Annotated in this window: 14 protein-coding genes; 7 read left to right on the forward strand and 7 right to left on the reverse strand. The window is 65.6% G+C overall.

Annotation, left to right across the window (positions count from 1 at the left end; genetic code table 11):
- Positions 1–208: 208 nt before the first annotated feature.
- Positions 209–676, reverse strand: coding sequence for a helix-turn-helix domain-containing protein (locus GWG65_RS25630; RefSeq protein WP_275198340.1), 468 nt, complete (start codon positions 674–676; stop codon positions 209–211).
- A 110-nt stretch (positions 677–786) separates the two neighbouring features.
- On the opposite strand from GWG65_RS25630, the gene GWG65_RS25635 reads away from it, so the two are divergent.
- Together GWG65_RS25635 and GWG65_RS25640 are read left to right on the forward strand one after the other, a co-directional pair.
- Positions 787–1,560 (forward strand): SDR family oxidoreductase, encoded by a 774-nt coding sequence (locus GWG65_RS25635; RefSeq protein WP_275198341.1) that lies wholly within the window; start codon positions 787–789, stop codon positions 1,558–1,560.
- A gap of 177 nt (positions 1,561–1,737) precedes the next feature.
- A complete protein-coding gene (locus GWG65_RS25640; RefSeq protein WP_275198342.1) occupies positions 1,738–1,920 on the forward strand; it encodes a hypothetical protein in 183 nt (60 codons plus the stop codon).
- Between the two features lie 67 nt (positions 1,921–1,987).
- On the opposite strand, the gene GWG65_RS25645 is transcribed toward GWG65_RS25640, so the two are convergent.
- Complete coding sequence (locus GWG65_RS25645; protein WP_275198343.1) at positions 1,988–2,593, reverse strand: NAD(P)H-dependent oxidoreductase; 606 nt, start codon at positions 2,591–2,593, stop codon at positions 1,988–1,990.
- A gap of 85 nt (positions 2,594–2,678) precedes the next feature.
- Between GWG65_RS25645 and GWG65_RS25650 the strand changes: the two genes are divergently transcribed.
- Positions 2,679–3,101 carry a helix-turn-helix domain-containing protein gene (locus tag GWG65_RS25650; protein WP_275198344.1) on the forward strand — a complete coding sequence of 141 codons (423 nt, stop codon included), beginning with the start codon at positions 2,679–2,681 and terminating at the stop codon, positions 3,099–3,101.
- A gap of 150 nt (positions 3,102–3,251) precedes the next feature.
- On the opposite strand, the gene dprA is transcribed toward GWG65_RS25650, so the two are convergent.
- Positions 3,252–4,370 (reverse strand): DNA-processing protein DprA, encoded by a 1,119-nt coding sequence (dprA, locus tag GWG65_RS25655; protein WP_275198345.1) that lies wholly within the window; start codon positions 4,368–4,370, stop codon positions 3,252–3,254.
- 820 nt (positions 4,371–5,190) lie between these two features.
- On the opposite strand from dprA, the gene GWG65_RS25660 reads away from it, so the two are divergent.
- The 3 genes from GWG65_RS25660 to GWG65_RS25670 all read left to right on the forward strand — a co-directional run bounded on the left by GWG65_RS25660 (position 5,191) and on the right by GWG65_RS25670 (position 8,024).
- Positions 5,191–6,432: an amidase gene (locus GWG65_RS25660; RefSeq protein ID WP_275198346.1), complete on the forward strand. Its 1,242-nt coding sequence runs from the start codon at positions 5,191–5,193 to the stop codon at positions 6,430–6,432.
- Positions 6,433–6,519: 87 nt separating this feature from the next.
- Positions 6,520–7,377: an AraC family transcriptional regulator gene (locus GWG65_RS25665; protein ID WP_275198347.1), complete on the forward strand. Its 858-nt coding sequence runs from the start codon at positions 6,520–6,522 to the stop codon at positions 7,375–7,377.
- A 44-nt stretch (positions 7,378–7,421) separates the two neighbouring features.
- On the forward strand, positions 7,422–8,024 hold the full coding sequence (locus GWG65_RS25670) for a cupin domain-containing protein (RefSeq protein WP_275198348.1): 603 nt from the start codon (positions 7,422–7,424) through the stop codon (positions 8,022–8,024).
- Between the two features lie 9 nt (positions 8,025–8,033).
- On the opposite strand, the gene GWG65_RS25675 is transcribed toward GWG65_RS25670, so the two are convergent.
- From GWG65_RS25675 to GWG65_RS25690, 4 genes are all read right to left on the reverse strand, one after another.
- The gene (locus GWG65_RS25675) at positions 8,034–9,230 is read right to left on the reverse strand and encodes a patatin-like phospholipase family protein (RefSeq protein WP_275198349.1); all 1,197 of its coding nucleotides are present in this window, start codon (positions 9,228–9,230) and stop codon (positions 8,034–8,036) included.
- A gap of 147 nt (positions 9,231–9,377) precedes the next feature.
- Positions 9,378–9,977, reverse strand: a complete 600-nt coding sequence (plsY, locus tag GWG65_RS25680) for a glycerol-3-phosphate 1-O-acyltransferase PlsY (protein WP_275198350.1) — start codon at positions 9,975–9,977, stop codon at positions 9,378–9,380.
- Between the two features lie 242 nt (positions 9,978–10,219).
- A complete protein-coding gene (locus GWG65_RS25685; RefSeq protein WP_275198465.1) occupies positions 10,220–11,521 on the reverse strand; it encodes a dihydroorotase in 1,302 nt (433 codons plus the stop codon).
- A 5-nt stretch (positions 11,522–11,526) separates the two neighbouring features.
- A complete protein-coding gene (locus GWG65_RS25690) occupies positions 11,527–12,474 on the reverse strand; it encodes an aspartate carbamoyltransferase catalytic subunit (RefSeq protein WP_148743755.1) in 948 nt (315 codons plus the stop codon).
- Between the two features lie 265 nt (positions 12,475–12,739).
- Between GWG65_RS25690 and GWG65_RS25695 the strand changes: the two genes are divergently transcribed.
- Positions 12,740–13,456, forward strand: coding sequence for a M15 family metallopeptidase (locus GWG65_RS25695; protein WP_275198466.1), 717 nt, complete (start codon positions 12,740–12,742; stop codon positions 13,454–13,456).
- The last annotated feature ends 13 nt before the right edge of the window (positions 13,457–13,469 follow it).

The raw sequence follows: 13,469 nt of genomic DNA on the forward strand, positions 1-13,469 counted from the left end.
TAATCGTCCACACGTGGCGGAAGGAAGCTTGGCTGATCCCGGCTGATGCCGGTCTTGAAAGTGCGATTCGCCATGCCGAATCGTACCCTCGTTTGCTCAAATGAAGATGAAATTCTTGCCCAGTCTCGAAGCGCAATCCGGGGACGCGTGCCGCGGACGCACTCCCGGATTGCGCTTCACTCCATCCAGGCTACGCGACGCACTTCCATCAGGCCGACCTCGGCCGCCGCCCCGGGCGCGGCTTCAGCGTCGTGTCGGCTTGGCTGAGCAACCGCCCATCCTCCGCGCGCAGCTCGAGCTTCTTCACCGGGCGGCCCTTGGCGCGATCGACCAGTATGGTCGTGATCTCCGCGGGGCGGTCGTCAAATTCCTCGCTCCATTGCCGGAGCGCGACCAGGATCGGGAAGATGCCGCGGCCCTTCGGCGTCAGCACATATTCCTGATAGGCGCTGCCGTCGGAGGCGGGGGCCGTCGTCAGGATGCCATGGTCGACCAGCGCGCGCAGCCGTACGGCCAGGATGTTTTTCGCCATGCCGAGCTTGCTCTGAAACTCGCCGAACCGGCGCAGGCCGAACAGCGCCTCGCGGATGATCAGGAGCGACCACCAATCGCCGATCGCCTCCAGCGAGCGCGCGATCGGACAGGAATCGCCCTCGAAGCTCGTTCGTTTCACCATCGTTTGGTCCAGTCCCGGTCGGCAGCGATCACGCGCTTGTGTGGTTGCATCATAAAACCATGTGCCCTAGAAGGCAACCTAGTTTTATGATGCAACCACTTGAGGCGAGCGTGAGACTGACGAACAAGACGGCATTGATCACTGGCGGCAATAGCGGCATTGGCCTTGCGGCGGCAAAGCTGTTCGCGGCGGAAGGCGCCAAGGTGGTGATCACCGGGCGCAACAAGGAGACGCTCGGGGCCGCCGCGAAAGAACTCGGTCCGAACGCCCTCGCAGTCGTCGCCGATGCCACCGACATCGCTGCGACGGAAGCTGCGGTCAAGCAGGGCGCCGAGAAGTTCGGCAAGTTCGACATCGTTTTCGCCAATGCCGGGATCGCCGGCGGCACGCCGCTCGGCTCAGCGACGCTTGCGACCTTCGAGAAGGTCATCAGCACCAACCTGACCGGCGTGTTCTTCACCGTTCAGTCAGCGCTGCCATATCTCAATGACAATTCCTCGATCATCCTCAACGGCTCCGTGATCTCCGTGATGGGGATTCCTGGTTACTCGGCCTATGGCGCCGCCAAGGCCGGCGTGCGCGCGATGGCGCGGATCATGGCCTCGGAGCTGTCGCCGCGCGGCATCCGCGTCAACGTCGTCGCGCCCGGTGCGATCCGCACGCCGATCTGGGGACCTGCGACCGCGACGCCCGAAGCCGAGAAGGCGTTCGAGAAGCGGATCGCGCTGTCGACGCCGCTCGGCCGCATCGGTGAAACGGATCACGTTGCGAAAACCGTGCTGTTCCTCGCCTCGGACGATTCTGCGCACGTGCAGGGCCAGGAGATCTTCGTCGACGGCGGCGCGGTTGCCTCGCCGGCCGGCGCGCCGATCTATCGCGGTTGATCAAGTGAAGTGAAAAATTGAATCGGTTGGCGCGCGCAGGGCGGTTGCGCCAGCCGGTTCCGGGGTCTTGCGGGCTGTATTCTCGAAACCTTGCAGGGAGCGTTGAACCTTCGCGCGCGCTGCCAAGACCCTTTTACGGGCACGGGGGTCATAAGGCCCATTTTAAGGGAGCCCGTTATGCCAAAGGCAGCTCGCATTCTTTCACCGATTTCATCACCGTCTATTTACACCGAACGATCCGCCATTCCGGCGAAGCGCTCCGGCACATCCGAACTCGTGGCCATCGCATTGTTCTCCGGCATCGGCCTGTTCGTCTCGCTGATTGCCGTGATCCTGGGCATCCAGGGCGTCTGGTTTTAGCTTCGCCACATCTGGACCGTCCATCAGCCGCCGCACGCACTTGGCGGCTGATGATATCGGCGTCGCCTCAGGCTGCGCGGAGGCTCGCTGCGGCGTGGAGTGCGCCGGCCAGCGCCTTCTCGCGATGCTCAGGCCCGACTTGGATGCCGTCGGCCGTGATGAATTCGGGATTGATCCCGATGAAGCCGAACACGCTGCGCAAGTACGTCTCTAAGTGCTCGAGCGCTGCGGCCGGCGAGCCTTCGCCGTAGTAGCCGCCGCGCGAGATCGCGATGATCACCCGCTTGCCGCCGGCCAAGCCCTGCGGTCCGTTGGGGCCGTAGCTGAACGTCTTGCCCCTCACGGCGATCCGGTCGATCCAGGCCTTGAGCTGGCTCGGAATGGTGAAATTGTACATCGGCGCGCCGATCACCACGATGTCGGCGGCAAGGAACTCGTCCAGCGCGGCCGCGCTCGCGGCAAGGTCGGGACCGAGTTCCGCCGGAGCCGGTGCACCTTGTGCGGCGGCGAGGTGGGGTCCGGAGAGGTGTGCAAGCGGGGTCTGGGTCAGATCGCGATAGACGATGTCGAGCGCCGGCGTCGCCTGCCGCATCCGGTCGACGATGGCGGCGGAGACCTGCCGGCTGACGGAGTGGGGGCCGAGCACGCTGGAGTCGATATGGAGGAGTTTCATTGGGGGGTCACCTCTGGTATAGATTTGTAACCCGCACTACATGAGTGACTGCCGAAAACCCCGCAAGAGCGCACTTTTTTGAGCCATGGGCACATCCCTGAAACCTGCACACATTGATTTGCCCGCTCCCCCGAGGCCTGATCAGAGGCCCGATCCGAACCATGCGGATTGCCGTGGGGTCGCCTCCGTGCTGTCCCGCGTCGGCGACAAATGGAGCGTGTTCGTCATCACGATGCTCAGCGATGGGCCCAAGCGCTTCAACGAGCTCAAGCGCATGATCAACGGCATCTCGCAGCGGATGCTGACCCTGACGCTGCGCGGGCTCGAGCGCGACGGCCTCGTCACGCGCACCATCTTCCCGACCATTCCGCCGCGCGTGGACTATGAGCTGACCGATCTCGGTCGCGGGCTGCAGCAGCCGGTGATGGCACTCGGGCAATGGGCGATCAAGCACCAGCAGCAGATCGCCGCGGCGCGAGCGCGCTTCGACGAGCGCAACGACGGTTAATTTGACTGCATCAAACCCACTCTTCTCCTCGTCCTGAGGAGCGCGGAACGCGCGTCTCGAAGGATGGCCCCGGACGAAATCGATTGGGGCCTTCATGGTTCGAGACGCGCTTCGCGCTCCTCACCATGAGGATCTCATGACGCAGCAAGACTAGAGCAACGACACCAGCCCGCCGCCGTGGCGTTCGAGCCGGCCTGCAAGCTCGAGCTCCAGCAGCACCGTGAGCACGATTGCGGGCGAGGCGCCGGACATCCGCACGAGATCGTCGATGCCGATCGGGACCGGGCCGAGCAGGCCGGTGATCTGGTCGCGGTCGTGCCCTTGCGGATCGCTCTCGAACGGTTCGCTGTCGGGCTCGCCTGCGGTGCGCATCGCCGGCCGCTCCATGATCGGCTGGACGGCGTTGATGATGTCGGCGGCTTCGGTGACGAGCGTCGCACCCTGCTTGATCAGATCATTGGTGCCGGCGGCGCGCGGATCGAGCGGCGAGCCAGGGACGGCGAACACCTCGCGGCCCTGTTCGGCGGCCATGCGCGCGGTGATCAGCGAGCCCGAGCGGTGCGCCGCCTCCACCACGACCACGCCGAGCGAGGCGCCGGAGATCAGCCGGTTGCGGCGAGGGAAATCGCGGGCGCGCGGCTCGTGGCCGAGCGGCATCTCGGAAATGGCCGCGCCGTTCTGGTCGAGGATCGCCGCGAGCAAATCGCCATGTTCGGGTGGATAGATGCAGTCATGGCCGCCGGCGAGCACAGCGATCGTGCCGCTCGCGACGCTGGCGCGGTGCGCGGCCTGGTCGACGCCGCGGGCGAGGCCCGAGATGATCACAAAACCGGCCTCGCCAAGCTCGCGCGCCAGCAGGCCTGCGAATTTCAGCCCGGCGCCGGAGGCGTTGCGCGAGCCGACGATCGCGATCGTCGGCCGCATCGAGGTCGCGGCATCGCCGCGTACGGCGAGCAGCGGTGGCGCGTCGTCGAGCGTCGCCAGCCGCGCCGGATAGCCGTCCTCGCCGGGCGCGAGCCAGGCGATGCCGAGCTTTCGGCTTGCGGCGAGTTCGGCCTTCGCCTCGTCAGCACTACAGATCCGCGCCGATCGCGCCGCGCCGCCACGGCGCGCCAGATCCGGCAGCCGCTCCAGCGCCGCGCGCGCCGTGCCGAAATGATCGACCAGCGAACGGAAGGTGCGCGGGCCGACATTGTCGGAGCGGATCAGCCGCAGCCGGTCGACCCGGTCGGCTTCGGTCAGCTCCACGCTTGGGTTGATGGCGTCCACACGGCGTCTCCTTGCAGGCGCAGCATGGAACAACCTGAGGGCGTTGCGCAACAGCTTCGTGCGTTTACGCGAGAAGGAATGGAGCAGCGCGCTGCCGCCTTCCTCAAGGCTGAATGAAAAAAGCCGACGTCAATGAGCGCCGAACGTCAGGCGCGTACGTCCCCGATCTGCATTCGGCGAGAGCAGGCTCTCCAACAGTTGCTAGTAGCAAGGTCCGTAGGGATAGTATCCGCAGCGTTGCGCTCCGTAAGCTCCGTACGCAGCGGCACCGACGGCAGCAGCACCGACGCCTACCGCCACTCCGCGGCGTACTGCTGCGCCACGGTAAACACCGCCGCGATAGGCGCCGCCGTGATAGACGCCAGCGCGGCCAACACCAGCGCGCCCGCCGCGATATGCGAACGCATCAGTTGAAATCATAGCAACGCACCCGATGCCAATGATGACCGACGCGGCCAACGAGAAGATCGCTCGACGTGACATGTTACTTGTCCTTTCACGGTTAAAACCGCATTCCTCCAGCCCGCCGACCAGACGATTGTGGGACAGGTTGCGCCAGAGAGCCGCAACCGCCGCAGCAACGTGGTCCCCTGCGTCATTTGCTTCGTTGATTTAGGTCAAGCCAGGCTCCTTGGACCCGCGTGCATCAGACCGGCCATCGCGATCTATCTTTGGTCCGACGACCTCTCGCTCGGATTGATGGCGTCCACGGCGTCTCTAGGGACAGCATGAAACAACCTGAGGGCGTGGGCAGCAGCTCCGTGCGCTTGCGCGACTTCGGTGCAATGCTAAAAGCGATGGCAATTAGAAGGGTTTTGCCATGATCTCACTTGCCGACCTCCAACGCCGCATCGAGAGCGGGGAGCTTTCGCCCGATGCCGCCATCGCCCAATCGCTCGCGGCGATCGAGACCAAAGAGAAGGACGTCCACGCCTTCGTCCGCCGCGACACGTCCGCCAAGGCGCAAGGCTCCGGTCCGTTGCGCGGCATCGCGGTCGGGATCAAGGACATCATCGACACCGCGGACTTCCCGACCGAGATGGGCTCGCAGATCTACCGCGGCTGGCAGCCGCGCAGCGACGCGCCTGTGGTGATGATGCTGAAGCGGGCAGGGGCCACCATCATCGGCAAGACCACGACCACGGCGTTTGCCTCGCGCGATCCGACGCTGACGCTCAATCCGCATAATCTTGGCCATACGCCGGGCGGCTCGTCCTCCGGTTCGGCGGCGGCCGTCGGCGCTGGCATGATCCCGCTGGCGCTGGGCACCCAGACCGGCGGCTCGGTGATCCGGCCTGCCGCCTATTGCGGCACTGCCGCGATCAAGCCGTCGTTCCGGATGCTGCCGACCGTCGGCGTCAAATGCTATTCGTGGGCGCTCGACACGGTCGGGCTGTTTGGGGCCCGCGCGGAGGATCTCGCGCGCGGATTGTTGGCGATGACCGGTCGCACCGAATTTTCCGGCATCGTCGCAGCAAAATCGCCGCGGATCGGCGTGGTCAGGCAGGAATTCGCCGGCGCCGTTGAGCCTGCGGCTGAGCAGGGGCTGCAAGCCGTAATCAAGGCGGCCGAGCGCGCTGGCGCCAGCGTACAGACGATCGACTTGCCCGAGGCGGTGCAGGAGGCCTGGCGCATCCACCCAATCGTCCAGGACTTTGAGGCGCATCGTGCGCTGGCCTGGGAATTTTCCGAGCATCATGACGAGATCGCGCCGATGCTGCGGGCCAGCCTCGATGCAACGGTCGGCCTGACCCCGAACGAATATGACGAGGCGCGCCGGATCAGCCGCCGCGGCCGCCGCGAACTCGGTGCGCTGTTCGAGGGCATCGACGTGCTGCTGACCTATTCGGCGCCGGGCACCGCACCGGCCAAGGAGCTCGCCTCCACCGGCGACCCCCGCTACAACCGGCTGTGGACGCTGATGGGCAACCCTTGCGTCAACGTGCCGGTGCTGAAGGTCGATGGCCTGCCGATCGGCGTGCAGGTGATCGCGCGCTTCGGCAACGATCCGGGCGCACTGGCGGCGGCATGGTTCCTGGAGGATGCACTGGCGCGGGCCTGAGCGGTCCACGTAACTCAATTTTATGTGAGCGCGGCGCGTGCAACCGAGCCGCGGCTGGGCCGACCAACTGAACTACCAACTGAACTCATGCCTCTCCCGGACAAACACATCAAGCGCAGTTCTCAATTCTTCAGTGCGGGCGAAGCGCTGGGCGATATCGTCGAGTCCTTCTGGGATGCCGAGCTCGACGACGCCGCGGCGGCCAGCGCACGGACGATCAAGGTGCTGCCGACGACGTCGCCGGTCCTGATCGTGCATTACCGCGCGCCGATGGCCTCGCAGCGCGGCGTCTACAAGCGTACCGTCAACGGCATGCACACGCGCGCCGCAGCGCTGAAGCCGAGTGGTCCGCTCGGCGCCGTGCTGGTGCGGCTGAAGGCAGACGCGGCGGACCGCGTGCTCGGCGTCAGGCCGGCGGAGCTTCTGGACGCGAGCGTCGAGATCTCGGACGTGTTTGGCGACAGAGCCTCGGCGTTACTTGAGGAACAGCTTGCCGAAGCTGGCGGCGCGCCTGTGCGCGTGGCTTGCATGCGAAACTTCCTCCAGCAGAGGATGGAGCCGGCTCGCCTCGATTCGCTGGTTGTGCAAGCGATGCGAGCGATCAAGCAGAATCCGGCAATCTCCATGCGCAGGCTCGCCGATCGCCTCGATATCGGCGAGCGCAGCTTGCAGCGGCGGTTCAAGGCCGAGACCGGCGCGAGCACAAAGCAGTTCGCGCGGATCGAGCGGATGCAGCAGGCGATTTCCGCGCGCCGCGTCGGTGCCGACTGGGCCGATGTCGCGCACGCGAACGGCTTCACCGATCAGGCGCATCTCATCCGCGATTTCCGCACGCTCGCGGGTGCTTCGCCGGACGCATTCTGCCGGCGTGCCGCGACCGACAGCGTGCAAGCCTGGAACGCCGGGCTTGGGGTGTCGGATTTTTACAATACGTTCGTCGCCTAGGCCGCTACCAGCGCGTCTCCCTGGATTGCAAGGAGATGCAAAACATGCCGACCGAGATCGCCCGCGGCACGCGGCTGCGGAATGCCTTCAACAAGGAGACTTTTGTTTTCTCCGGACCGCTCGACCACGCCGACGTCGCGCGTTTCGGCGTGATCCTCGAAAAGGGCGGTTCGGGCGGCGGCAATGCGCTGGTGCACGTTCATCCCGGTGCGGATGAGCACTTTGCGGTCAAGAGCGGTCGCATCAAGGTCGTCGTCGACGGGCGCGAGCAGCTCGTCGAGGCGGGTGGCACCGCCGTCGTGCCTCGCGGCCGGCCGCATTTTTTTGCCAATGCCGGCGACGGAAATGCTGTGCTCGAGATCTCGTTCACCCCGGCGCAACAGCATCTGCGCTTCTTCGCCAATTTCGCCACGCTCGCCGTGAGGCAGCCCGCCTGGTTCTCGAGCGCGGGCGATCCGAACTTCCTCCTGATCGCGCTCGTGCTGCACACCTACCGCGATCACCTCTATCTCGCGGGCGTGCCGATCTGGCTTCAGAAGCTGCTGTTCGCGGTGCTTGCGCCGGTGGCGCGTCTGCGCGGCTACCGGATGGCGATCCAGCCGCTGAGCGAGGCGCTTGCGCAGACGGGGGCCGGTCTCGCCGCCTGAGTTGAAAACTCAGAGCAGCGCCGGTTCGGCGGCGGGCAGCGCGCGTTGGGCCTCAGTGCCGACCGTGCCTTGCCCGAGCCAACGCCCGGCGGCCTCGCGGCCGCTCCGGTGCAGCAGGCGGATGAAGCCGCGGCCGAGATCGGCGGATGAGCGTTGCGCCAGGCCGTCGACCGAATCCTCCGCCGCGATCCTGGACAGCCGCAGCGCCGGCGCCGTGCCGGATTGCGCCCACTCGATCGCCGCAACCTCGGCATTGAGCGGGGCATTCGCCGCGATCTGGTCGAGACGGCGGTCGATCGCGGCGAGCGTAATCGGCACGTAATTGTCGCGTGCCGGCGTGGTCTGGATCAGCAACAAATCGGACGTCCCCGTTTCCTGCACCAGCCGCAGCAGCGGCGGATTGCCGCCGAAGCCGCCGTCCCAATAGGCCTCGCCGTCGATCTCCACGGCGCAGTGAACCAAAGGCGGGCAGGTCGAGGCCAGCGCGACATCGGCGGTGATGGCGTCGTTGCGGAAGATCTGCTGTTGCCCATCGCGGATCCGCGTCGCCGCGATCAGCAGTCTTGGGCACTTCGCATCGCAGAGCGCCGCAAAGTTGATGTCGCGCGACAGCGCCTGCCGCAGCGGATCGAGGTCGAACGGATCGAACTGGCCGGAGCGCAGCGTCGGCCCGAACGCGACCGAGCTTCCGACCGGGGAAAATCCGCCGATCAGCATCAGCGAGCGGAACGAGGCCTCGTGCATCAACCGGATCCAGAACCGGCTCAGCCGGGCGCGGGCGCCTTCGCGGCCGCCTTCGGCGAAGCCGGAGGCGAGCAGAAGCGCATTGATCGCGCCGGCGCTGGCGCCGCTGATGGTGTCGATCTCGACGGAAGGCTCTTCCAGCAGCCGCTCCAGCACACCCCAGGTGAAGGCGGCAAAGGTGCCGCCGCCCTGGAGGGCTAGCGACACTTTTCGCGGCGGCCATTGCTCGGAACGGCCTTGGTCGCGCGCAACAGGCACGGGAGTTGTTACGACCGGGGCCGGGGCTTGCACGAGGGGATCTGGCGTCCGCGTTGGCGGCGAGACAGGGGGCGGATCCACGGCGGGAGGCGGCGAAGGAGCACCGGACCAGATGTCCGTTGCGAAGAGCAGCCGGCTCGCCGCGGTGCGCGCAGCACCATGCAAACCACCGTCATGATGCGCGCCGGCAATCTTCTCGCTCATTCTGAGCAACCGCGTAAGGCCATCCCATTCGGGGATGACAGGCCTGGAATCCACTCGCCAATACAGCCGTGATTCGGCTGCAAGTTGCGAACGGGATTTGGCACATAATGGGGAAAGGGTGCGGCGGTATCCGTACTTTTTTCCGGCTTATGCCCTCTCGCCGATCCGGCTTTCCCTGCCCGATTGCAGCCGCTTGATGTTCTCGCGGTGCGCGTAGAACAGCAACAGCGTCAGGACTACAAACAGCGACGTCAATTTGGGCTCGCTGAGCCACCACCACAGGAAGAGTGGCGTGATAAAGGCTGCCACCAGTGCGGAAAGAGACGAATAGCGGGTGGTGAAGGCGGTCGCGAGCCAGAGCACGCAGAACACCAGTGCGCCTGCTGGGACGAGACCGAGCAGGATGCCGATATAGACTGCGACGCCCTTACCGCCACGGAATTTGAGCCAGACCGGGAAAAGATGACCGAGGAAGGCGCCAAGCCCGGCTAGCAGCGCCGCGTTAAGGCCGCCGACGCGAAACGCGATCACCACTGCCGCAGTGCCCTTGAGGGCATCGAACAGCAGGGTTGCCGCGGCAAGGCCCTTGCGTCCCGTGCGCAGCACGTTGGTGGCACCGATACTGCCGGAGCCGATCGAGCGCAGATCCTGCGTGCCGGCGAGTTTGGTCAGGATCAGGCCGAACGGGATCGAGCCGAGCAGATAGCCGATGACCAACGCCACCGGCAGGAACATTTCAAGACCCATGGCTGAACCTCCATGCTCGGCCTTCATGGTTCGAGACGCCCGCTTCGGCGGGCTCCTCACCATGAGGGTCTAAGATGTCGCCGAGAAACAGAACCTCATCCTGAGGAGCGCGCTTCTTCGCGCGCGACTCGAAGGATGGGCCACAGCGAAAACGCGGCGCCGGTTTCTTTCTGTAGGCGATTCCGCCGCAAGCGGGAGAGGTTACCTGCCGCCCGATCGCCTCAATACGAAGCCATTCCGCCTTAGACATGCTCAAACACCGTCCGCCCGCCGACGATGGTCCGCACCACGCGGCCTGTAAAGCGGGCTTCGTCGAACGGCGTGTTCTTGCAGGGCGATTTGAGATCGGCGGGATCGAGGATCCAGGGCGTATCGGGATCGATCACGATGACATCCGCCGGGCTGCCGACGCGCAGGGTTCCTCCGGGCAGGCCCAAAATCTCGGCCGGCCGGGTCGACATCGCAGAGATCAGCGTCTTCAGGTCCAGCTCGCCATTGTGCACCAGCCGCAAGCCCGCCGGCAGCATGGTCTCGAGCCCGACCGCGCCGGGGGCGGCTTCCGCGAACGGCAGGCGCTTGCCCTCGACGTCCTGCGGATTGTGGTCGGACATGATGACGTCGACGAGACCGGAGGCGACGGCGGCGACCAGTGCGCGGCGGTCGTCCTCCGAGCGTAGCGGGGGCGAGAGCTTCAGGAAGGTGCGGTAGGGACCGATGTCGTTCTCGTTCAGCGCCAGATGGTTGATCGAGACCGAGGCGGTGACGGGGAGCCCGGCATCGCGGGCGCGTTTGAGGATGTCGAGCGAGTCGGTGCAGGACAGCGAGGCTGCGTGATAGCGGCCGCCGGTGAGCGCGACCAGGCGCATGTCGCGCTCCAGCATCACGGCCTCCGCCGCGTTCGGGATGCCCATCAGGCCGAGCCTGGTGGCGAACTCGCCCTCGTTCATGACGCCTTCGCCGACCAGCTTGGGGTCCTCGGTATGATGCACGATCAGCGCGTCGAAATCGCGCGCATAGGTCAGCGCCCAGCGCATCACCTGTGCGTTGGTGACGCTCCTGTCGCCATCGCTGAAGGCGACCGCACCTGCGGCCTTCAACAGACCGAACTCGGTCATCTCCTCGCCGTGCATTCCCTTGGTGAGCGCCGCCATCGGCAGGATGTTGACGATGGCAGTGTCGCGGGCGCGGCGCATCACGAAGTCGACCGTTGCCGAATTGTCGATGACAGGCTCGGTCTCGGGCTGGCAGATGATGGTGGTGACACCGCCGGTCGCCGCCGCCTGGCTCGCCGACGCAAATGTCTCGCGATGGCTGAAGCCGGGCTCGCCGACAAAGGCGCGCATGTCGACCAGACCAGGGGCCACGATCTTGCCGGAGCAGTTGACGATGTCGGTGCCTTCCGGGACGCCGGCCGCGCTAATGCCGCGGCGGGTCTCGCGGATGGTACCGTCGGCGATCAGGACGTCGGCGATGCCGTCAAAATCCCGGGAGGGATCGACGACGCGGGCATTGGCAAGCAGGATGGGACGTCGATCAATCAGCATGGCCATCACGCGTTCGGCAGGTTGCGGGCGAGCGCTTCGAGCACCGCCATGCGCACGGCGACCCCCATCTCCACCTGTTCACGGATCAGGGACTGCGCGCCGTCGGCGACCGCCGTATCGATCTCGACGCCGCGGTTCATGGGGCCGGGATGCATCACCAGCGCGTCAGGCTTGGCGTAGGCGAGCTTCTTCTGGTCCAACCCGAAATAATGGAAATATTCGGATGACGACGGCACGAAGGAGCCGTTCATGCGCTCGCGCTGGAGCCGCAGCATCATGACGATGTCGGCGCCCTCCAGCCCTGCGCGCATGTCGCGGGCGACCTCGACACCCATCCGCTCGAGCCCGGGGGGCAGCAGCGTGGAGGGCCCGACGACGCGGACGCGCGCGCCCATGGTGTTGAGCAGGATGATGTTGGAGCGGGCGACGCGCGAATGCAGCACGTCGCCGCAGATCGCGACGACGAGGCCCTCGATGCGGCCCTTGTTGCGGCGGATGGTAAGCGCATCCAGCAGCGCCTGGGTCGGATGCTCGTGCGCACCGTCGCCGGCATTGATCACGGAACCGTCAACCTTGCGCGCCAGCAGTTCCACGGCGCCGGAGGCGTGATGCCGGACCACCAGAATGTCCGGGTGCATGGCGTTCAGCGTCACCGCGGTGTCGATCAGCGTCTCGCCCTTTTTCATCGACGAGGAGGACACCGACATGTTCATGACGTCGGCGCCCAGGCGCTTGCCCGCGAGCTCGAACGAGGATTGGGTGCGGGTGGAGGCCTCGAAGAACAGGTTCACCTGCGTCCGTCCACGCAGGACGGTGCGCTTCTTGTCCACCTGGCGGTTGAGCTCGACATATTCTTCGGACAGGTCGAGTAGGCCGGTGATGTCGGCAGCGGAAAGGCCCTCGATGCCCAGCAAATGCCGGTGGCCGAGGACGAAGGTCGATTTCGATGTCATTAAAGCGAGAGCTATAGGCGGGGATGGCCGAGGGGGCAAGGGCCAAACGGCGGGGAGAGACTTATCCCCTGATCTGTCAGGTTCTACGTCCTCCGTCATGCCCGGGCAGAAGCGCGAAGCGCATCTTCGCGCTAGATGTCCCGGGCATCTACGTTCTTCTATCGCATTTAGCGTAAAAAAGAGACGTGGATGGCCGGGACAAGCCCGGCCATGACGTCGTGGGGGGCTTCCGTTGAAGACAGCTCTTATTGCGCTCTTGGCTGCGATGATCATCGGCAGCGCCCATGCCCAATCGCTCCCCGGCGGCTTCGTCTATCTGCGCGAGATCGATCCCAGCATCATCCAGGATATCCGCTACGCCACATCAAACAATTTCGTCGGCCGTCCGCTGAGCGGCTACGGCGCCGGCGAATGCGTGGTGACGCGGGAGGTGGGGATGCGGCTCAAGGCGGTCCAACAGGAACTGGCGGCACGGAACCTGTCGCTGAAGATGTTCGACTGCTACCGACCGGCGCGGGCATCGCGCGACATGGTGGCGTGGTCGCAGAACGGCCGCGAGACCGCCGCCGAGCGCCGCTACAATCCCAAAATTCCCAAGACCGAGCTGTTTCGCCTCGGCTACATCGCGAGCCGCTCGCAGCATTCCACCGGTGCCGCGCTCGACCTGACCCTGGTCGATCTCAAAGCCGACAATTCCGCCAAATACGATCCAGGGAAGGCCTATGCCGATTGCACGGCGCCGGTCGAGGCGCGAACCCCGGAAGGCAGCGTCGACATGGGCACTGGGTATGATTGCACGGATGCAAAGGGACACACCGCCGCAGCCTCGATCACGCCGGACCAGCGCGCCTGGCGCAGGCAGCTGGCGGCTGCGATGGCGAAGCAAGGCTTTGTGAACTATTCGAAGGAGTGGTGGCATTTTTCCCTGCCGGGGGCGGGCGGAGCAGCCTATGATTTCCCGATCCCGCCGCGCCGGAACTGATTCCGCGCCGAGG

The sequence above is a fragment of the Bradyrhizobium sp. CSA207 genome (genome assembly GCF_029051685.1).
In the GTDB taxonomy this organism is placed as follows: Bacteria; Pseudomonadota; Alphaproteobacteria; order Rhizobiales; family Xanthobacteraceae; genus Bradyrhizobium.